Below are 20,522 nucleotides of genomic sequence, written 5' to 3'. Positions count from 1 at the left end.
AACGAATGACGACACCCGCTAAAGTCGCCTTTCTGGGCTTAGGCGTCATGGGCTATCCCATGGCAGGTCACCTCAAGAACAAGGGCGGTCACGACGTCACGGTTTATAACCGCACAACGGCAAAGGCCGAAAAATGGACCAAGGAATTCGGTGGCAGCTTTGCCGTGACACCTTCCGAAACCGTGCGTGATGCAGACTTTGTTTTCGCCTGCGTTGGCAATGATGATGATCTCCGTTCTGTGACCATCGGTCCGGATGGTGCCTTCTCCACCATGAAGAAGGACGCGATTTTCATCGACAACACGACTGCATCTGCGGAGGTCGCTCGCGAACTGGATGTCGAAGCACAGAAGCGCGGTTTCCATTTCATCGACGCCCCCGTTTCCGGTGGGCAGGCTGGCGCTGAAAACGGTGTTCTGACTGTCATGGTCGGGGCACCGGAAGCCGTATTCGAGCGTGCCAAGCCGGTTATCGACGCTTATGCGCGCATGGTTGGCCTCATGGGGCCGGTCGGCTCAGGCCAGCTTGCAAAGATGGTCAACCAGATCTGCATTGCCGGTCTCGTTCAGGGGCTGGCCGAAGGCATCCATTTCGGCAAGAAAGCAGGGCTCGATATCGAAAAGCTGATTTCGGTCATCTCAAAGGGCGCGGCAGGTTCCTGGCAGATGGAAAACCGGTCGGGCACGATGAATGCGGGAAAATATGATTTCGGCTTTGCCGTCGACTGGATGCGCAAGGACCTTGGCATCTGCCTTGAGGAAGCCGACCGCAATGGCGCGCTTCTGCCCGTCACAGCGCTGGTGGACCAGTTCTACAAGGAAGTGCAGAAAATCGGCGGTAACCGTTGGGATACGTCTTCATTGCTTGCGCGGCTTGAACAGTAATCAAGACCACGCCAAACGAAAAAGCCCGGCAACGCCGGGCTTTTTCATGCGCATCAAGAACTTAGAACTTGACCTTGGCAGTGAGCGAAAGAGCGCTGACCAGATCGTTACCAAAATCGCCGGTGCTGATCGAATCCCTCAACTCACCCGAACCGAGCCAGCCGATAGCGCCAGCCAAGCGCACGTCAACGACATCATTCGGCTTGTAGTTAGCGCCCAAACCAAACAGCCAGACGTCGGTCTGAGAGGTCCAGCCCGTACTGGTGCCGCGATCCCAGGTTACAGTTGCCGCACCCGACCATTGTTCATTGAACTTATGACCGACACCACCGGAAACGGTCCAACCATCCTGGTAGTACAGATCAAGTGAAGTGATCTTGGCTCCATCCGGCAGACCGCGATTGCCGTTAGACACGAAAGTCGCCTGCTGAATGCTCTTCCAGTCCGTCCATTTAACAGAACCGAAAGCAAGCCAATCAGGTGCAATACCCGTCTGGAACTTGAATTCGACTGACTGTGGAGCAGCGATATCGCTGGTCACATTCAAGGGGATGCCCTGTCCTGTGAGCGGGTTCAGCATGAGATTGTCAATCGTACCGTCGAGGTTGTACTTGACCTCAGACTGATAGACGAGAGATGCCCGCATGGCATATTCAGGGATCTCGTAGGCCGCGCCCAGACGCCAGCCAACCGAACCGTCTTCTACATCGAGCGTCGCGACGCGGAAATTACCTCTGAATTGGGTCGTTGGCGGGATCAGACGGGTCTGATAGCCCTTCAGTTCCTGATAGCTGACGCCACCCAGAATTCTGAAATAGGATTTTTCGCTGACGGCAAACCGATACGAACAGTTCAGGCCAAAGTCGCGTGACGAAATTTTCTGCTCGACTGCAGTGAACGCGCGAAGCGTGTTGAGACCCACATCGGTCTCGATACCCCAAGGTTCGCGATACTGGGCCGCACAGGCCAGATCATCGGTCAAATCGAACTTGGCAGATACCTTGGGGACCCAGTAAGTCTTTGCTTCGTCGACAGATGTCGACCATGGCTGGCCCTTATCCGATCCGTAAGGCACGACCGGTAGCGTCGGGACACCTGGGTTCGCGCGAATATTTTTCAATTTACGCTGTGGCATCACGACCGTCGCACCAGCTTCGACAGCATTCCCTTTTTCGAAGAGAATATCAAAATCCTGCGAACTGCGCTCGAAGCCACCTGCATTGGCAGCAACCGCGCTGCCGAGGAGAGCCGCGACCATTCCTGCCATTTTCACGCGCTGTACACTCATAAATGTCCTCCCACACAGCAACGATATTAACGTTGACGGAAACGTAAATCAGGAACGATTCATCCCGCAAGAAGCATTAATTGGGATGGGGTGGGCTCAACTTTGGGATAATTGGTCGAAAATGCCTGAAACATCCGCATTCAGGGCGCTTCATTAGGAAAACTCGATGCCACTGACATAAAACCGTGCCTAAATTGGCCCATTTTCGGCCCATTTTTGGCCTTGTTGCTAAAGAGCAACAACATCGAAAAACAATCGAAACGGCGGTTCGATGAACCGTTTCGACAATGAAATCACGTCTCATACCTGCCGCTGCAAATAAAATGCCCGGCAGACATCGCATTGCCGGGCACGTGATTCGCGGTCGAATCTCGCTTTCCTACGTCAGGTCAATTCAGCTTGCATCACGGATGCGTGACTCGGCAGTCGCAACACGTTGCGCCGCTTCCTGCAGCTCGATCAGACGTTCGCGTTCCGCTGTAACGACTTCTTCGCGCGCATTTGCCACGAATTTTTCATTGGAGAGCTTCTTCTCTATACGATCCATTTCGGCGGCAATCTTGCCAGCTTCCTTGGCGAGGCGTGCAGATTCAGCCTTAAGATCAATCAGGTTGCCGAGCGGTATGCAGATAGTTGCCTCACCCAGCAGCATCTGTGCCGAACCCTTGGGAGCCTGTGCTTCGAACGAAACACTTTCAACGCGCGCGAGACGCTTGATCGCCGCGTCGTGACGGGCAAAACGATCAATGCTTGCCGCATTGGCATCCAACACCACAACCGGAGCAATTGCACCGGCAGGTACGTTCATTTCGGCGCGAACAGAACGAATTCCGGTGACGAGATCAACCAACCAGTTGATGTCGTCAGCAGCTTCCTCGTCCTCAAACGACAGTTCCGGCCAGGCTGCAAGCGCCAGCACCGTATCGCGCTTCTGCCCCTCGCCTGCAGTCAAGGTCCAGAGTTCTTCCGTCATGAAAGGCATGAACGGGTGCAGAAGCTTATAGATATGGTCAAGACAGTAGGCAGCTGTCGCCTGAGATTCGGCCTTCGCAGCTTCATCGTCACCCATGAAGATCGGCTTCAGCAATTCCAGATACCAGTCGCAGAACTGGTTCCACACGAAGCGATAGGCAGCACCTGCGGCTTCATTGAAGCGGTAAGTGTCAATACCTTCCGTCACAGCACGGGTTGCCTTGGTCAACTCTGTAAGAATCCAGCGATTCACGGCAAGCTTGGCGTTTTCCGGCTTGAAACCGGCGTCGAGCTTCACGCCGTTCATCTGGGCAAAGCGCGTCGCGTTCCAGAGCTTGGTGCCAAAATTGCGATAGCCTGCAATACGCGCCGGATCGAGCTTAACGTCACGGCCCTGAGCAGCCATGATCGCAAGGGTGAACCGCAGCGCGTCGGCACCATATTCATCCATCAGCTCCAGCGGATCAATGACATTGCCTTTCGACTTCGACATTTTCGCGCCGTGCTTGTCGCGAACCAGAGCATGCAAATAGACGGTATGGAACGGGATTTCCTCCATGAAATGGAGACCCATCATCATCATGCGGGCGACCCAGAAGAACAGGATATCGAATCCCGTAACCAGAACGCTGGTTGGGTAATAGGTTGCGAGTTCCGGCGTCTTGTCCGGCCAGCCGAGCGTCGAGAACGGCCACAGCGCCGACGAGAACCATGTATCGAGAACGTCCGTATCGCGCTCTAGCGTGACGTCTTCACCATAGTGCGCGCGTGCGGCAACTCGCGCCTCCTCTTCGCTTTTCTCGACAAAATATTGGCCATCAGGACCATACCATGCCGGTATCTGGTGCCCCCACCAGAGTTGGCGAGAAACCGCCCATGGCTGAATGTTCTCCATCCAGTCAAAATAGGTCTTTTCCCAATTCGTCGGGACAATTTTCGTCTTGCCTTCCCGTATCGCCGCCATTGCAGGCTTGGCAAGTTCGGCAGCGTTTACATACCACTGGTCGGTCAGATAAGGCTCGATCGGAACGCCGCCGCGGTCGCCGTGTGGTACAGCGTGTGTGTGATCCTCGATCTTTTCGAGATAGCCGCGCTCGTCCATCAGTTCGACGATACGCTTGCGGGCTGCAAAGCGGTCCTGCCCCTCAAGTTCGTGAATCAGCGCCTTCAATTCAGGCGTCAGCTGCAGCCCTTCGAGGAAATCAACATTGTCCTTGATCGTGATCGAAGCATTCGTCGTCAGAATGTTGATAGCGCGCAGTTCATTGCGCTTGCCGACTTCGAAATCGTTGAAGTCGTGTGCAGGCGTGATCTTGACGGCACCGGAACCGGCTTCCGGGTCGGCATAATCGTCGGCAACGATTGGAATATGACGACCGACAAGCGGCAGAACGACATCATTTCCTACCAGAGCGTGGTAGCGTTCGTCCTTCGGATTGACCGCAACACCTGTATCGCCCAGCATGGTTTCCGGACGGGTCGTCGCAACGACGATGTAAGTATGCGGGTTTTCCGGATCGAACGGGACATTCTCAAGCGGATAACGGAAATGCCACAGATGGCCTTTCGTTTCGCGCGACTCGACCTCAATGTCGGAAATTGCCGTCAGCAGCTTCGGATCCCAGTTGACCAGGCGCTTGTCGCGATAGATGAGCCCTTGTTTGTATAGTGTGACGAAAACTTCCAGAACCGCGCGCGACAGCCCTTCGTCCATGGTGAAGCGTTCGCGCGACCAGTCGCACGAGGCACCAAGACGGCGCAGCTGGTTGGAAATCATGCCGCCGGATTCAGCCTTCCACTGCCAGATCCGTTCGATGAACTTTTCGCGGCCCATGGCGTGACGGTTCGGTTCCTGCCGTTCCATCAACTGGCGCTCGACAACCATCTGCGTTGCAATGCCCGCATGATCCATGCCGGGCTGCCACAGCACGTTCTTGCCGCGCATGCGCTCGAAGCGAACCATGATGTCCTGGATCGTGTTGTTAAGCGCGTGGCCCATATGCAGCGATCCGGTAACGTTCGGCGGCGGAATGACCACAGCGAACGGATCAGCTCCCGGCTTCGCGCCCGCACCCGCCTTGAATGCACCCGCTTCTTCCCAGCGTTCAGCAATTTTCGGCTCTATCGCCGCGGCGTTATAGGTCTTCTCAAGCATGGAATTATCCGGTCTTTATGCGGGATGAAAGGATTGAAGGCTCAATAGCAACTAACAGCTGACAAATCACTTTAAAAGTGATTGTGCCCCTGCGACCACCTTAAAAGTGAAAACCCGCCTGTTGCACAGACGGGTAACACTTCAACAGATCGGCTTATGCCGCTTATCGTTCGCCGCGAACCACGCGCTCGATTTCTTCCCGAACAAGCCGCTCAACAAGCGTCGGCAGATTATTGTCGAGCCAGTCCTGCAACATCGGGCGCAAAAGTTCCGCAGCGATATCGTCGAACGAGCGTCGCGGTTCTGCCCGAACTGCGTGGTTCAAGTCCTGAAATGCCGCCGCGACCTGACGTTCAGCGATCTGTGACAACATATGGGCAGCAGGCTGCATCTTTGCGACAGGTTCCGCAATTGGTGCTGCGGCCTCGGGCTGAACCGGAGCTTCCGACCCGGCGACAGCAGGTTCCAGTTCCGTTTCTGCATCAAGTTCAGGTTCGAGCAGTTCGTCAACTGCTTCAGCAATCCCGGCTTCAACCGAAAGGTCGATTTCATCCAGAGATATGCCCGCCTCGTCTGGCTGCTCCAAGGGTGACTTAGTCCTGGCGTGGGAATGGTCGTCATTCCCGGCATCGAGAATAACTTCATCCTCGGCTTCGATTTCGGGTTCAAGCGCCGCCTGCGTCGGCTCGCTGATCGGGCCGCGTAATGTCGGCTCGTCCTGAAACACATTGCGCATCATTGCAGGCTTTTCGGGCTGCTCGGTGACTGGACGACGGAATTCCGCAACCTTTCCATGAACTGAAGATGCCGCTGCTAGCGGTGCTGGCTGGCGGGTGACATCGCTGTCTTCAATGATCCTGCGGATGGAAGCGAGAATCTCTTCCATCGACGGTTCACGTGCTGCGCTGGATGTCTGTGCCATGGCTACTATCCGTTTTCCTGTATTGCGACATTGTCTGCAAAAGACAGAGAATCAATGGATTAAGGGTAGCGGACGATCCCGCATTTGAGAATCCCCAGCCAAGGCGCAACGGTTCAAACTCACAGCTTTATGGATTTGTTAAGAATTGTCAGCGCCAACAAAAGTCGAATCGACGGCAAAATAAAAGGCACCCGAAGGCGCCTTTTCAAGTCTCATACAATGACGAACAATCAACGACCGTCCGGCGTGCGCAGGCCGAACCACTTGTCCTTGACAGCCTTGTAATGCTCTTCCGGCTTGTACTCGGCAACCTGCAAGCCCATCTGGCTGGCGGTCATGCGGCCAGTTGACATCAAGAGAGCGTAGCTGGCAACAACGACGTTACGTTCGGATTCAACCAGAGCGATCTGCGCCGTGATGAGATCGTTCTGGGCATTCAAAACGTCGAGCGTTGTGCGCTGTCCAACCTTGCGCTCTTCGATGACGCCATCGAGAGCAAGCTGTGCAGCAGAAATACCGTCACGGTTTGCCTTGACCGACGCACGAGCGGCTTCAAGCTGCGACCATGCAGAGCCGATTGCCTGACGAACCTGATCACGGACGACGTCGACTTCGATGCGTGCCTGGCCGAGCTGTTCCTTGGACTGACGAACCTGAGCCGAATTGCGACCACCAGTATAGATCGGAATGCTGACGCCGACGCCGATGGAAGCCGAGTTACCGTCTGTCTGCGAACCACCGTCGCCGGAATAAGTATCGAGACGGCTGGCACTTGCTGTGAGACCGACGGAAGGAAGCAAAGCGCCCTCTTTAGCCTTCACATTATATCCAGCGGCATTAACGGCGTACTGCGTGGCCAGAATGCCTGGATGTCCGGCCGCCGCAACGGAGAAGGCTTGATTAGGCGAGCTCGGCAGGTTTCTTGCTGCCGCTGCAGTCGCAAGCTTATCCGGCTGAACGCCGATCACCTGCACATAGGTTGCTTCTGCCGATTTGACATCTGCACGAGCAGCGTTCAGCGCGGCAACAGCTGTTGAACGGCTGGCATCCGCCTGGGCAACGTCCGTGCGCGTCCCTTCACCCACATCGAGGCGAGCGCGAGCAGCACGAACCTGTTCGTTCAGGGCTGCAAGGTTACGTTCACGCAGGGTTGCAATCTGACGCGTTTGATAGACATCCATATAGGCAGTTACCGCCTCGAAGAGTCGGTTCTGCTCTTCGTTGCGGAGGTTTTCACGCTGGGCGAAGACCTGTGTTTCTGCTGCGGCAACGTTGTTCTTGGTCTGAAACCCATCGAACAGCATTTGATTCAGCTCAATGCCGAATGTGCCTGTCGTACGATATCCCCGACTTGTCGGCGTCTTGCCATGCCCTACATTATAAGAGCCGGTGATCTGAGGACGATAACCGGACTTGGCAATGGCCACGCCTTCATCCGTCACACGGACCCCCGCACGGGAGTAGTTCAGGTTAGCATTGTTCTTGTAGGCCTTCACGAGAGCGCCGGTTAACGTCTCCGAAAACGCCGCCTGCCCCGTTAAAATGGTGCCAGACAACAATGCTGCGGCCGCTACCAGTCCTTTGCACGTTTTGAACACCGGGTACCTCATTTTAAGAACAAACGAATCCAACTATCGAACCGATCGGTTCGGGCAAATCCTAATAACCTCTAAATTCGGTTATTTCCATTGCCCCCGCCAGAGCTTGCACAAACAAATTCCGCAGCGTTGCAGAATTGTATCATCCGCTAAAATTAAAACTCGAACTGTGGAACACGTTCGAATCCGGGTAGCGGACGAACGGCAGTGTTGAACACACCGCGTCCCGATGCAACACCATTCTCTTTAACGTAAATCCGTGCAACTCCCGCATTTCCGCGACCTTCGACGGCGACGAGCCGTCCGCCATCCCTCAACTGGCTAAGCAACGCATCAGGAACAAAATCGACCGCACCTTCGATAACAATCACGTCATAAGGTGCTTCGGATGGATAGCCTGCCTGCAGTTCGCCTGAAACAATCACAACATTGTCATAGCTTAATTCAGCGAGACGGGCGGTCGCAGCCGCGGATAATAAGGAATCACTTTCCAGGCCGATGACCGAGCCTGCCAGCTTGGAAAGAATGGCTGCCGAATAGCCGGTACCGCAACCGACATCGAGAACCACGTCTGTGTTCTTAACGCGAGCGAGCTGTACGAGCTTGGCGAAAGGCGAAGGCTCCATGAGATAGCGCGGCTGCTTGCTTTCGCTTTCAAGAAGCTGATCTTCATCGATATAGGCAAGCACCTGACGGGCGGCGGGCACGAAAGCCTCGCGCGGGACGGCCAGGAAAGCATCTATAACCGCCAGATCGGTTACGTCCGTTGTACGGATCTGGTTGTCGACCATCTTCGTGCGAAGTTCCTGGAAATCGGCTGCCATAGCCCTAAACCCTTCCTTGTCGCGGAATGCGATATTTCATGCCATCAGCGCCTGCAGCAAAGATTGATCCGCGTCGTCCTATTACACGCTCAAATCCAATTCTCGCTGCCGGGACACCATAAACGAGATTTGCCGTTGATGTGGCAAAAATCGCGAGCCCAGTCAATGAAACACAGCATTTGCGGTATTCATGCTCACTGAAACACGTCGTCGGTTTCCGGCCAACTAGCTTTGAGAATGCACCGCTGCAAGTGCCATAAGATCACATTATTGAGCGTTTGATGCCGGATAGCCAGCTGTCGCCAGCATAGAAAGCACCGCATCATGTGGAAGGTTGGTATCAAACTCGATCGCTTTGCTGTCGAGATTGATTTCGATGGGCGCAGTTACATCAAGCTTCCGCAGCGCGACGGTAATGTTATCGGCATAACCGTCGCATTTCATCGTGGGAATGGAAAATTTCATAAGCTCAGTCACTCCTTCAGGAATGACCACAAAGTGCAGCGTTCCACCGTGGTAAGGTCAAGCGCTATTTTCAAACGGTTTTCTTATGGCGCTTCGCAGGTCTCCGGCACGCTCTTTTCAAGTTCCAGAGGAGATTTCGTCAAAGAGCCCGTCATGATCTGCATCGGTTTGAACGGCGGCTCTTCCTGCATAGCCGGATTTGTGAGGTGAATCGTATAACACCCCGTAAAGACTTCCTTCTTGCCGTCGTTGGTTTCGGCCTCGATGGCCAGAGGCTGGCTCCAATAAATTTGTCCGGCACCGGGATCAGGATCTGTCTTACGCAGCGCAACTTTGACGCTTTTGGTATTTTCATAGCCCTTGACGAAGGTTTTGAAATCAGGCTCCCGCCCCTCCTCGGAATAATAGCCGTAGGCTCGGGTATATTCCTTGCGGTTGATCGCATTGTAATAGGATTCGATCAGGGCCTGTGGTGTGGAACGATCATCGCGATAATCGGGGACAATTACGCCACCAGCCGCATCCTGCGTCTGCTCGGAAGGTTTGGTTTCCTCAACCGGCTTGGCAGCTTTATCGTGCTTCTCCTCAACATTTCTGGGCGTTTCTTCGGGTGCGGCCTTCGGCGGATTTTGTGCCAGGGTAGCTTCAACCGAAAAGCCTGTCAGCCCTGTGCCCATAAGGCCGATCACAGCAGCCAGCATCAGAGGTTTCATCCGGTCATTCGACATTCGCTTCTCCTCTTCCTAGCAAACTTATTGCGGAACGCTTCAGCGGCGCTCCCGATTTGGTGTATTGCAGTAATGATGTTACAACACTAACTATAGTGAAAACGTGGCAGACGCAGAGGAAACTCAGCCTGCTGCGATATGATTGAACGATTCTCCGTTCATATGCCAGCACGATACCGGAAGAGAGAAAATGGGCCGTTTCGCAGTCATGACGCTAACTGATAAAGCAGCTGATCGCGTTCGCGAGATCATCGCATCTCGGGATGGCGCTCTTGGTATCCGGGTGGGCGTGAAAAAAGGCGGCTGCGCCGGGATGGAATACACCATCGATCTCGTGACCGAGGCCAAAGCTGGTGACGATGTAGTCGAGAATGACGGCGCAAAGGTTTTCATCGCGCCTGAAGCTGTTCTGTTCCTGCTTGGCACCCAGATGGATTTCGAAGTGACCACGCTGCGCACGGGTTTTGTCTTCAACAATCCAAACCAGACATCTGCCTGCGGTTGCGGTGAATCTGTCGAGATTAAAGCTGCCTCTCCCGAAAGCCTTCGCCAGATGCAGGGCGCGGCCTGACCTAGGACAAGGTGTTCGCCGATGGATGACGAAGCTCTTCGCGATTTGCTGCAGGACTTCGGCTCTATCAGCATCCGGCGAATGTTCGGTGGTAAGGGCATTTATCATCAAGGATTGATCTTTGCACTCGTCGTCCGCGACGAGCTGCTCTTCAAAGCTGACGAGATAACCATTCCGGAATTCATCGACTCCGGCGCGACCCAGTGGACCTATGAAGGTCGTAAGGGTGGGGATCCAATTGCCATGCCCTATTGGAGCGTGCCAAGCGAAGCTTTCGACGATCCGGAAGTGATGACGCACTGGGCGCGCCTTGCCTATGATGCAGCCCTGCGGAGCGAAAAAACCAAGCCCAAAAAGAAATCGACTGCGAAGCCTTAGCTTCGCAGCCGATTGATCCATTTTCCTGCTGCTTCAGTCAGATTCCCGTCGGAATCAACATGAAGGCTGGAATATCGTTGCCAAAACCAACAGGCGTCGGGCCGTCATCGTCACGATCACGACGGCGTTTCTGCTCATGCTGCGGCTTGCCCCGGCGCTCGTCATTGGAAGCGCGGATCGCATCGCGGCGCTCGCTGGCTTCGATGACTGGCTGCGGCTGTTCGGCAGGATCGAGAACTTCGGCAGACTTCGCCTTTGCTTTCTCTTTCGGCTTGTCCTTGCCCTTGGCATCCTTGCCTTTGCCACGAGCATTCTTGCCCTTGCGCTGATCGTCTGCCTCGTCAGCGGCTGGCAGCGTCGACAGATCACCGTCGAGCCATTCGATCTTTTCGCCGATCATATTCTCGATGGCTGCCAGATATTTCGTATCGGAAGGCGTCACGATCGTGAATGCCTTGCCGGAACGCCCTGCGCGACCGGTACGACCGATGCGATGAACATAGTCTTCCGAGTGGATCGGAATGTCGAAATTGAAAACGTGGCTCACGTCAGGAATGTCGAGACCGCGCGCAGCAACATCGGAAGCCACCAGCAGCTGCAGTTTGCCTTCCTTGAAGTTCGCCAGCATGGTCATGCGCGCGCGCTGATCCATATCGCCATGCAAGGCACCGGCGTTGAATTCGTGCCGGGTCAGCGAGCGAAAAAGCTCGGACACGTCCTTCTTGCGATTGCAGAAGATGATCGCGTTCTTGAGCGTATCGCCTTCCGCACGGATGAGATCGCGCAGAACAGCACGCTTGTCCCAATCCTTCTTGCTGGATTTTACCAAGCGCTGGGTCACGGTTTTGGCCGTGGATGAAGCCTTTGCAACTTCAATGCGCGTTGGCGAATGCAGGAACTGTTCGGTCAGCTTGGTGATTTCCGGCGGCATGGTGGCCGAGAAGAAAAGCGTCTGACGCGTAAACGGAATGAGCTTGCAGATACGCTCAATGTCGGGGATGAACCCCATATCGAGCATACGGTCTGCCTCGTCGATGACGAGAATTTCAACGCCAGTCAGGAGCAGCTTGCCGCGTTCGAAATGATCGAGCAGGCGACCGGGCGTGGCAATGAGAACATCGGCACCACGTTCCAGCTTGCGCTCCTGTTCATCGAACGACACACCGCCGATCAGAAGGGCCACGTTCAGCCGGTGATTGACGCCATATTTTGTGAAATTTTCCTCGACCTGCGCTGCCAGTTCACGGGTCGGTTCCAGAATGAGCGTACGCGGCATGCGCGCCCTCGCCCGGCCTTTTTCCAGAAGCGTGAGCATCGGAAGCACGAAAGACGCGGTCTTTCCGGTTCCCGTCTGCGCAATGCCGAGCACGTCTTTGCGTTCAAGAGCTGGCGGAATAGCTCCTGCCTGAATGGGTGTGGGCGCAGAATATCCCGCCGCTTCTACAGCAGCGAGCACTTTCGGGGAAAGACCGAGTTCGGCAAATGTCGTCAATGGAGGCGCAGCTCTCTGGTTTGGAAATGATTTCCACCCATCCTGTCATTGCAGCCGCGTCATCGGGCGCAGGAACGAAGGCAGAATAAGGCGTCTGCAACGCAATATGCGTTTTCTTGCAGCATCGCGTACGTCCACAGCGTGCAAAAGTCAACTAAAATACCATCGAAAGATATCAAATTGCTTCAATTGTGCTGCAACAATCGAAATCAATGCGGAACTTGAACAAATTTACTCAAATTATCAAAAGCTAAAGAGCATTTGTGTCGCTGAATTTGCGCGCCACTTATACGCCGAAACTAATGCCTGAACTGTTCCGTCAGGATGCGCTCGTCCCAGGAATGATTTCGGTCGAAGAGGATGGCGACCTGGCTGTTCGGCGCTTCCCGCACGGTTACAGATTTAACCGACTTGACCTCGTTATTGTCCGCGACCGCATTGACCGGGCGTTTTTCGGTTTCCAGCAGATCCATGCGAACGGTCACGTGCTTCGGCAGAAGCGCCCCGCCCCAACGGCGCGGACGGAACGGGCTTACTGGTGTCAGCGCCAGAAGCGGCGCTTCGAGCGGCAGAATGGGACCCTGCGCCGAAAGATTATAGGCCGTGGAACCCGCAGGCGTTGCGACCATGACGCCATCGCAAACTAGCTCATCCAGTCGCACCTTGCCGTCAATGGTTATCCTGATCTTGGCGGCCTGATAAGACTGACGGAACAGGGAAACTTCGTTGATCGCCAAAGCCTCATACGATTGCCCGAGTTCAGTCTCCGCAACCATGACCAGCGGACGAATGGTTTCCATCTGCGCAGCCAGAATACGTTCCGGCAAATCTTCCACGCTGAACTCGTTCATAAGGAAGCCGACAGAGCCGCGATTCATGCCATAGATCGGAGTACCGCTGTTCATGAAGTCGCGAAGCGCCTGCAGCATGGTTCCATCGCCGCCAAGCGCGACGATGATATCCGCATCTTCAGCAGTCACATGACCGTAGCGGGCCACCAGCTCTTTTTGGGCAACAAGTGATTCTTCGGTTCCCGACGACAGAAAATGAAGCGCGAGCGATTTATCTTCCATATTTACAGTCCCGAATCTGGCCCAACTCCGACAAGTTTGCCACTGTTTCCCCAATCCGCTATTGGCTATCACATGAAAAACACGGTTGCCATGACCTGCATGCGATGAATTTTCGTTTTACACGCGCTGCATTTGTGCTAATCGGGCGCAAGTGCCCTTATAGCTCAGTTGGTAGAGCACCTGATTTGTAATCAGGGGGTCGGGAGTTCGAGTCTCTCTGGGGGCACCATTTTTCCAGCTGGCACATGATATGCTGGCATCTTTTAACGTATTTCCTATCTAGAGATATCAGACATGGCTGCTGCCATGGCCTTACAGGCAGCTTAATTTTCTTGACGCCACCCAATGAACAACCAATATTATATTAGTCTATTTTTGTAGTTTCCTGTATTTTTCCTCATCTATTTTTCTAAATTATTTAATTGAAGATTTTACGATGCCAAAACTTAATATTATTATTGCGACCGTTACGCGCAATCGCCCCAGAATGCTTGTAAACCTTTACCAGTCACTTTCCGGCCTGGATTTTCCAGACGCTGTAGATGTCGAGTTTCTGATTATAGAGAATAATCTGGTCAGCACTTCACATGACTGGCTTCATGAAATCAGATCTAAGATTGGCCCACGCCGCGTAAATTATTCACTCGAAAAGAGCATTGGCATTTCATGCGCTCGCAATCATGCCCTTGAATATGCCAAGCAGACGGAAGCCGATTTTCTCGTTTTTGTCGATGACGACGAACTGGTGGAGCCGGATTGGCTGCAGCAATTACTAGCAGAACAACAACGTTCGGATTTTGATATCGTCGGTTCGCCGGTGAGACCTCGGCTTTTCAAAGCTCAGCTGAATATGTGGCAAAGGTTAATATGGTCAGGCGTCGAAAAGAACAGCGCCAGAGCTGAACTCCGCACGCGAAAACTCTGGCAGGAGAATCGTGCGGACGCCATCAAGGTAGCAACCGGAAGCTGGATGGGAAAACTCGATTTTTTTCGACGAACAGGTTTGCGGTTCGATTCGCAATTGGGTCTGACAGGTGGAGAAGATTGGAATCTCTGGCTGAAGGCCAAGGCGCTCGGTGCCAGAACGGGCTGGGCTCCCAACGCAATTGTCTATGAAACTGTTCCTTGCTGCAGGATAAGCTTCTCGTATCATTTCCGCCGGAGTCGGGATCACAATGCTACAGAATTCGGGCTGCGATATAGCGAAAACCCTGAACAGGCGATCAAGCAAGTGCCTCTCAAGATTCTCAGTCGGGCTTGGAAGCTGATCGTTTCGATTTGCGCTCTGCCCTTCAAAGGCGGACAAGCTGTTGTTTCGCTCGCAATGGCACTTGGAGGCATTGTGGGGCTGATTCAGGCTTTTTGCGGGAAGCGGCCACGGCATTATGCAAAGACGACCGGATTTTAGAGCATTCCAGTCCTTACTTTGGAGGCGCTTTCTTGCGGGCAGCTCTTTTCATCCGACAATGAAAAATGCGGCCCGAAGAGCCGCAATTTTAATCTCGGTCAGATTTCAATACCAGCCGACGGCCACCTGAGCTTCTTCGGACATACGATCCGGCGTCCATGGCGGATCGAATGTCATCGTGACTTCCACCATTGAAACACCCTCGACCGTACTAACTGCGTTCTCGACCCAGCCCGGCATTTCGCCTGCAACCGGGCAGCCAGGAGCTGTCAGTGTCATCTCGATTTTCACGGTACGGTCGTCTTCTATGTCGATCTTGTAGACGAGGCCGAGCTCATAGATATCTGCCGGAATCTCCGGGTCATAGACCGTTTTCAAGGCGGCGATGATGTCGTCCGTCATGCGCAGGAGGTCCTCCTGCGGGATGGCAGAAGCGGAAAGTACCGAATTGCCTTCGGCCTTTTCTCCACCCTCGCCAGGCGCGGTATCGGCTTTGTCCTGAACTTTCTGTTCCATATCGGTCATCCGAAAAACTTCCTTGCCTTTTCCAAGGCTTCCGCCAATGCATCCACTTCAGCACGGGTATTGTACAGGGCAAAGGATGCACGGCATGTAGAGGTAACACCGAAGCGTTTCAAGAGCGGCTGCGCGCAATGTGTTCCGGCACGGACCGCAACCCCTGCCCGGTCAATCACCATCGATACGTCATGTGCATGAATCCCCTCAAGCGCAAACGAGATGATGGCTCCCTTGTCCGGCGCATTGCCGAAAATACGCAATGAATTGATCCGACCGAGCTGCTCATGGGCATAATCGCGCAGATCCTCCTCATGGGCGAGGATCGCATGACGACCGATCTTTTCCATATATTCAAGCGCCGCACCTAGACCGATCGCCTGAACGATGGGTGGCGTGCCCGCTTCGAAACGATGAGGCGGATGATTGTAGGTGACGTTTTCCTCCGTCACCTCCTCGATCATTTCGCCTCCACCCTGGAAGGGGCGCATCTTTTCCAGCATTTCGGCGCGGCCATAAAGGACACCGATGCCGGATGGTCCATAAACCTTGTGGCCGGTAAAGACATACCAGTCACAGCCAAGATCCTGCATATCGACGGGCAGATGCACTGCACCCTGACTTCCGTCAACCAGCACCGGAATACCGCGCGCATGGGCAAGCTCTACGATCTTCTTGATCGGCGTAACAGTACCGAGCGCATTCGACATATGCGTGATGGCGACGAGCTTGGTGCGCTCCGTCAGACGCTTCTCGAATTCCTCGATGTGGAAGATGCCATCGTCATCGACCGGAGCGAAAACCAGCTTCGCGCCTTGACGTTCGCGAATGAAATGCCATGGCACGATGTTGGAGTGATGTTCCATGATCGACAGCAGGATTTCATCATCCTCGCCGATATTCGGCATGCCATAGCCATAGGCGACCGTGTTGATCGCCTCGGTCGCGTTCTTCGTGAAGACGATTTCGTCCACCGAACCGGCGTTCAGAAAGCGCCGCACCGTCTCGCGTGACTTTTCATAGGCATCGGTCGCGGCATTCGAAAGGAAATGCAGGCCACGATGCACATTCGCATATTCGCTGGAATAAGCATGCGTCACCGCATCGATGACGCTTTGCGGCTTCTGCGCCGAAGCGCCATTGTCAAGATAGACAAGCGGTTTGCCGTGTACTTCGCGTGACAGGATCGGGAAATCCCGGCGGATGGCTTCCACGTCGTAAGCCGCAACAAGCGGATTCTTCTGGTCCATAATCGTACCTTTTGCCGTTCGGCAGGAAAGGACAGCGCGCCTTTGCGCGCCGTCTCATTCAATCAAGCCCAACACAGTCAGGCCCGACTCAGTCAGGCATGTACGGCGAGCCAGTTGGACAACACTTCTTCCAGTGCCTCAACCAGCACTTCGTCTTCCAGCTCTTCGATAATCTCGGCGATGAACGCCTTGATCAGCAGGCCGCGCGCCTCGTTCTCCGGAATACCACGGGCCATCAGATAGAACAGATAATCCTTGGAAAGCTCGGTAACCGTTGCGCCGTGACCGCAGGCCACGTCATCGGCAAAGATTTCGAGTTCCGGCTTGGCATCGAACTCACCGTCATCCGAAAGCAAGAGCGTGTTGCAAGCCATGCGGGCATCGGTCTTCTGGGCGATCTGCGCAACACGGATCATTCCCTGGAAAACGCCACGCGCACGATCCTTGACCACATTACGGATGATCTGGGTCGAGCGGGTGTTTTCCACCAGATGGCCGACCGTCATGGTGATATCGGTGTGCGTATCGTCGGCCAGAAGATTGAGGCCGCGAAGTTCGAAGTCGGAATCTTCACCCGTCACATTGACGTGCACTTCCTGACGAACCAGCTTGCCGCCCGCATTGACGATATAAAGCGTGAGCTTGGAGCCCTTGCCAATCGTCGCATTGAATTGCGAAAGCTGCGTCGCCTGGCCGAAATCACGCAAGATGACCCAGAGGACTTCTGCGCCGTCGCCAACCGAAACATGGCTCACCGACGTCGAGAAAGCATCGCCCTCGCCGCCGTTCTGGCGCTCGATGATCGTTGCCTTGACATCCGAGCCAATGCGAACCGGAAAGCGCGTGTGGCCCTGACCAGTCTTCTGGATATTCTGGATTTCGAGAGGCGCGTCCAGCTCTGTGCCGTCGGCAATCGAAATCATCCAGCCATCGCTGACATAGGCAGCGTTGATCTGGCCGATTGTATCATCCGTACCACGTGTCTTGAGCTGGAGAGCCAGCGAGCCATCGGCCAGCGCTTCACGCACCGGCGTCACCGACACGCCTTCAGGCGCCTTGGCATCCAGCGCAACGCCATTGCTGGCGGCAAGGACGGTGGAACCGGCAAGAAAAGCCGCAAGCGGCTTCGTACCTGCAGCACTATCGAACGCCGCAACACCCTTCAAAAGCGTGCGGAAATCCGTGTAATGCCAACTTTCGACGCGACGGGATGGAAGCCCGTTGGTCTTGAGCAGTTCAAGCGCCGTATCGCGTGCGACAACGACATCACCGTTACCGGACAAATTGCCGATAAGATCGCCAAAACTGTCAATCAGCGCGGTTTCAGCGGGCGTCCGCGACTTTGCGGTCTGAGCGGTCTGGATATTCATAATCCAATCCTCCTCAGGCTGCTTCGCCGATTACTTCGGCATAACCGTTTTCTTCCAGATGCAGTGCAAGGCTCTTGTCGCCAGATTTGATGACCTGGCCCTTGTAAAGCACATGCACGCTATCGGGAACGATGTATTCGAGCAGACGCTGATAGTGCGTGATGACAATCACAGCACGATCTGGCGAACGCAGTGCATTCACGCCTTCCGATACAATCTTCAGCGCGTCGATGTCGAGGCCGGAGTCGGTTTCGTCGAGCACGCAGAGGCTTGGCTCCAGGAGCTGCATCTGAAGAATTTCAGCGCGCTTCTTTTCGCCGCCCGAGAATCCTACATTGAGCGGGCGCTTGAGCATGTTCATATCAATGCTGAGCTGGCCAGCGGCGTCCTTCACGCGCTTGATGAATTCCGGAATCTTCAGTTCCGGCTCGCCGCGCGCCTTGCGCTGGCTGTTCATCGCAACCTTCAGGAATTCCATCGTAGCAACGCCCGGAATTTCCATCGGATACTGGAAAGCGAGGAAGATGCCCTTGGCTGCGCGTTCAGCCGGGTCGAGTTCTAGGATCGACTCGCCATTATAGAGAATGTCGCCTTCGGTGACTTCATAGTCGTCACGACCGGCGAGGATATAGGAAAGCGTCGACTTGCCCGAACCGTTCGGACCCATGATCGCAGCCACTTCACCCTTGTTCACGGTGAGGTTCAGGCCACGGATGATCTCGGTATCCGTGTCGGCGATCTTTGCATGGAGGTTCTTGATCTCAAGCATGAATGTAAACCTTGTTCTAATGCCAGGAAAAGGCTGGCCAGAAAATCTGATGCGAGATGGAAGGAGCGCGTCGGTTAACCGACGCTGCCCTCAAGCGAAATGCCGATAAGCTTCTGTGCTTCGACGGCGAATTCCATCGGCAGTTCCTGAATGACTTCCTTCACGAAGCCATTGACGATGAGGGCGATGGCCTCCTCTTCCGGAATGCCGCGCTGCATCACATAGAACAGCTGGTCTTCGGAAATCTTGGAGGTGGTTGCCTCGTGCTCGAACTGCGCCGTGGCGTTTTTCGCCTCGATATACGGCACCGTATGCGCGCCGCAATCGTTGCCGATCAGGAGCGAGTCGCACTGGGTGAAGTTACGGGCATTTTCGGCCTTGCGATGGGCAGAAACCTGTCCGCGATAGGTGTTGTTCGACTTGCCCGCCGAGATGCCCTTGGAGATGATGCGGCTCGACGTGTTTTTGCCGAGGTGCAGCATCTTGGTGCCCGAGTCGATCTGCTGGTGACCATTCGAAACCGCAATCGAATAGAACTCGCCACGCGAATTGTCGCCACGCAGAATGCAGGACGGATATTTCCAGGTGATCGCTGAGCCGGTTTCAACCTGTGTCCACGAAATCTTGGAATTATCGCCGCGGCAATCGCCACGCTTGGTGACGAAATTGTAGATGCCGCCCTTGCCGTCCTTGTCACCGGGGAACCAGTTCTGGACCGTCGAATATTTGATTTCGGCGTTTTCCATCGCGATCAGCTCAACGACAGCCGCGTGAAGCTGGTTTTCATCGCGCTGCGGCGCGGTGCAGCCTTCCAGATAGGACACATAAGCGCCTTCATCAGCGATGATGAGCGTGCGTTCGAACTGGCCGGTGTTCTTCTCGTTGATACGGAAATAGGTCGAAAGCTCCATCGGGCAACGAACACCCTTCGGAACATAGACAAACGAACCATCCGTGAAGACAGCCGAATTGAGCGTCGCATAATAGTTGTCCGAAACAGGCACGACAGACGCCAGATATTTCTGCACCAGTTCTGGATGTTCGCGGATTGCTTCCGAAATCGAGCAGAAGATAACGCCGGCCTTGGACAGTTCTTCCTTGAACGTCGTTACCACCGACACGCTGTCGAACACCGCATCGACGGCCACGCGACCGGAGGCATAGACATTATCGGAGGGATTGCCGTCGATCTCGCTCGGCTCGCCCTGCTTGCGCACGCCAGCCAGAATTTCCTGCTCGCGTAGCGGAATGCCAAGCTTTTCGTAGGTCCTCAGCAGCTCTGGATCGACTTCATCGAGCGATTTCGGGCCGGACTGGTTTTTCGGCGCCGCATAATAATATGCGTCCTGGAAATCGATCTTCGGGTAATCGACACGCGCCCATGTCGGCTCTTCCATAGTGAGCCAGCGTTCATAGGCTTTCAGACGCCATTCCAGCATCCATTCCGGCTCGTTCTTCTTGGCGGAAATGAAGCGAATGATATCTTCGTTCAGGCCCTTGGGAGCCTTCTCTGCTTCGATCGTCGTCTCGAAACCGTACTTGTACTGGTCCACGTCAAGGCCGCGGACCTGATCAATGGTCTCCTGCACTGCAGGCATTGGCGTTCTCCATCCTCGTCGGGGTCAAGGCCCGACAGTTGCAAACGTCAAGGTGATATGTCTTGAACAATACCGCCTCAATATAGTGTGCGTGGTCCTTCTTTAAAACCTCTCTAAACTGAATTTCAAGCACCGGGTTCAAATTTGCCCCTAAAAATGCCGATTAAAACGATCAACTTAATGAAACAGTCCGATGAAACGGTAATAGCAGGCGATACATCCCGGCTTTGACGTCTTGATTTCCTTTAAAGAATTGGAATT

The 20,522-nt window shown here is 54.5% G+C and carries 18 protein-coding genes and 1 tRNA gene; 5 read left to right on the top strand and 14 right to left on the bottom strand.

The genetic code is table 11. The annotated features are described in order from the left end of the window. Window positions 1-5: 5 nt before the first annotated feature. Window positions 6-884 (top strand): NAD(P)-dependent oxidoreductase, encoded by an 879-nt coding sequence (locus JNC70_RS15155; protein ID WP_104757235.1) that lies wholly within the window; start codon window positions 6-8, stop codon window positions 882-884. Window positions 885-945: 61 nt separating this feature from the next. Here the strand turns inward: JNC70_RS15155 and JNC70_RS15150 are convergent, their stop codons facing one another. The 7 genes from JNC70_RS15150 to JNC70_RS15120 form a co-directional block, all read right to left on the bottom strand. Then, window positions 946-2,019, bottom strand: a complete 1,074-nt coding sequence (locus JNC70_RS15150; RefSeq protein WP_280952376.1) for an OmpP1/FadL family transporter — start codon at window positions 2,017-2,019, stop codon at window positions 946-948. Window positions 2,020-2,566: 547 nt separating this feature from the next. After that, complete coding sequence (locus JNC70_RS15145; protein ID WP_104757236.1) at window positions 2,567-5,299, bottom strand: valine--tRNA ligase; 2,733 nt, start codon at window positions 5,297-5,299, stop codon at window positions 2,567-2,569. Between the two features lie 163 nt (window positions 5,300-5,462). Further along, window positions 5,463-6,221 carry a PopZ family protein gene (locus JNC70_RS15140; RefSeq protein WP_104757237.1) on the bottom strand — a complete coding sequence of 253 codons (759 nt, stop codon included), beginning with the start codon at window positions 6,219-6,221 and terminating at the stop codon, window positions 5,463-5,465. 230 nt (window positions 6,222-6,451) lie between these two features. Continuing rightward, the gene (locus JNC70_RS15135; RefSeq protein ID WP_104757238.1) at window positions 6,452-7,831 is read right to left on the bottom strand and encodes a TolC family outer membrane protein; all 1,380 of its coding nucleotides are present in this window, start codon (window positions 7,829-7,831) and stop codon (window positions 6,452-6,454) included. A gap of 143 nt (window positions 7,832-7,974) precedes the next feature. Next, the gene (locus JNC70_RS15130) at window positions 7,975-8,643 is read right to left on the bottom strand and encodes a protein-L-isoaspartate O-methyltransferase family protein (RefSeq protein WP_104757239.1); all 669 of its coding nucleotides are present in this window, start codon (window positions 8,641-8,643) and stop codon (window positions 7,975-7,977) included. Between the two features lie 267 nt (window positions 8,644-8,910). After that, window positions 8,911-9,108 carry a heavy-metal-associated domain-containing protein gene (locus JNC70_RS15125; protein ID WP_104757240.1) on the bottom strand — a complete coding sequence of 66 codons (198 nt, stop codon included), beginning with the start codon at window positions 9,106-9,108 and terminating at the stop codon, window positions 8,911-8,913. 83 nt (window positions 9,109-9,191) lie between these two features. Next, the gene (locus JNC70_RS15120) at window positions 9,192-9,836 is read right to left on the bottom strand and encodes a hypothetical protein (RefSeq protein ID WP_104757241.1); all 645 of its coding nucleotides are present in this window, start codon (window positions 9,834-9,836) and stop codon (window positions 9,192-9,194) included. 190 nt (window positions 9,837-10,026) lie between these two features. Between JNC70_RS15120 and sufA the strand changes: the two genes are divergently transcribed. Together sufA and JNC70_RS15110 are read left to right on the top strand one after the other, a co-directional pair. Beyond that, the gene (gene sufA, locus JNC70_RS15115; protein ID WP_104757242.1) at window positions 10,027-10,407 is read left to right on the top strand and encodes a Fe-S cluster assembly scaffold SufA; all 381 of its coding nucleotides are present in this window, start codon (window positions 10,027-10,029) and stop codon (window positions 10,405-10,407) included. A gap of 21 nt (window positions 10,408-10,428) precedes the next feature. Beyond that, window positions 10,429-10,785: a TfoX/Sxy family protein gene (locus tag JNC70_RS15110; protein ID WP_104757243.1), complete on the top strand. Its 357-nt coding sequence runs from the start codon at window positions 10,429-10,431 to the stop codon at window positions 10,783-10,785. A 37-nt stretch (window positions 10,786-10,822) separates the two neighbouring features. Here JNC70_RS15110 and JNC70_RS15105 read toward each other — a convergent pair whose 3' ends face one another. Together JNC70_RS15105 and JNC70_RS15100 are read right to left on the bottom strand one after the other, a co-directional pair. Next, entirely contained in the window at window positions 10,823-12,277 is a 1,455-nt protein-coding gene (locus tag JNC70_RS15105) for a DEAD/DEAH box helicase (protein ID WP_104757244.1), read from the bottom strand. A 299-nt stretch (window positions 12,278-12,576) separates the two neighbouring features. Further along, window positions 12,577-13,350 (bottom strand): NAD kinase, encoded by a 774-nt coding sequence (locus tag JNC70_RS15100; RefSeq protein ID WP_104757245.1) that lies wholly within the window; start codon window positions 13,348-13,350, stop codon window positions 12,577-12,579. A 153-nt stretch (window positions 13,351-13,503) separates the two neighbouring features. Here JNC70_RS15100 and JNC70_RS15095 point away from each other — a divergent pair. Together JNC70_RS15095 and JNC70_RS15090 are read left to right on the top strand one after the other, a co-directional pair. After that, window positions 13,504-13,579, top strand: a tRNA-Thr gene (locus JNC70_RS15095). 207 nt (window positions 13,580-13,786) lie between these two features. After that, window positions 13,787-14,758: a glycosyltransferase family 2 protein gene (locus JNC70_RS15090; protein WP_104757246.1), complete on the top strand. Its 972-nt coding sequence runs from the start codon at window positions 13,787-13,789 to the stop codon at window positions 14,756-14,758. Window positions 14,759-14,863: 105 nt separating this feature from the next. Here the strand turns inward: JNC70_RS15090 and JNC70_RS15085 are convergent, their stop codons facing one another. The 5 genes from JNC70_RS15085 to sufB form a co-directional block, all read right to left on the bottom strand. Then, window positions 14,864-15,283, bottom strand: a complete 420-nt coding sequence (locus tag JNC70_RS15085; RefSeq protein ID WP_104757247.1) for an SUF system Fe-S cluster assembly protein — start codon at window positions 15,281-15,283, stop codon at window positions 14,864-14,866. Next, on the bottom strand, window positions 15,280-16,524 hold the full coding sequence (locus JNC70_RS15080) for a cysteine desulfurase (RefSeq protein ID WP_104757248.1): 1,245 nt from the start codon (window positions 16,522-16,524) through the stop codon (window positions 15,280-15,282). The genes JNC70_RS15085 and JNC70_RS15080 overlap by 4 nt, the downstream gene beginning before the upstream one ends. 92 nt (window positions 16,525-16,616) lie before the next feature. Beyond that, window positions 16,617-17,894, bottom strand: coding sequence for a Fe-S cluster assembly protein SufD (sufD, locus tag JNC70_RS15075; RefSeq protein ID WP_104757249.1), 1,278 nt, complete (start codon window positions 17,892-17,894; stop codon window positions 16,617-16,619). Window positions 17,895-17,907: 13 nt separating this feature from the next. Further along, a complete protein-coding gene (gene sufC / locus JNC70_RS15070; protein ID WP_104757250.1) occupies window positions 17,908-18,663 on the bottom strand; it encodes a Fe-S cluster assembly ATPase SufC in 756 nt (251 codons plus the stop codon). Between the two features lie 74 nt (window positions 18,664-18,737). After that, on the bottom strand, window positions 18,738-20,261 hold the full coding sequence (gene sufB, locus JNC70_RS15065; RefSeq protein WP_104757251.1) for a Fe-S cluster assembly protein SufB: 1,524 nt from the start codon (window positions 20,259-20,261) through the stop codon (window positions 18,738-18,740). Between the last annotated feature and the right edge of the window lie 261 nt (window positions 20,262-20,522).

The organism is Brucella oryzae, assembly GCF_041929965.1.
GTDB lineage: Bacteria > Pseudomonadota > Alphaproteobacteria > Rhizobiales > Rhizobiaceae > Brucella > Brucella oryzae.
The sequence above is the reverse complement of the archived record's forward strand: the minus strand, read 5'-3'. Positions and strand labels throughout refer to the sequence as shown.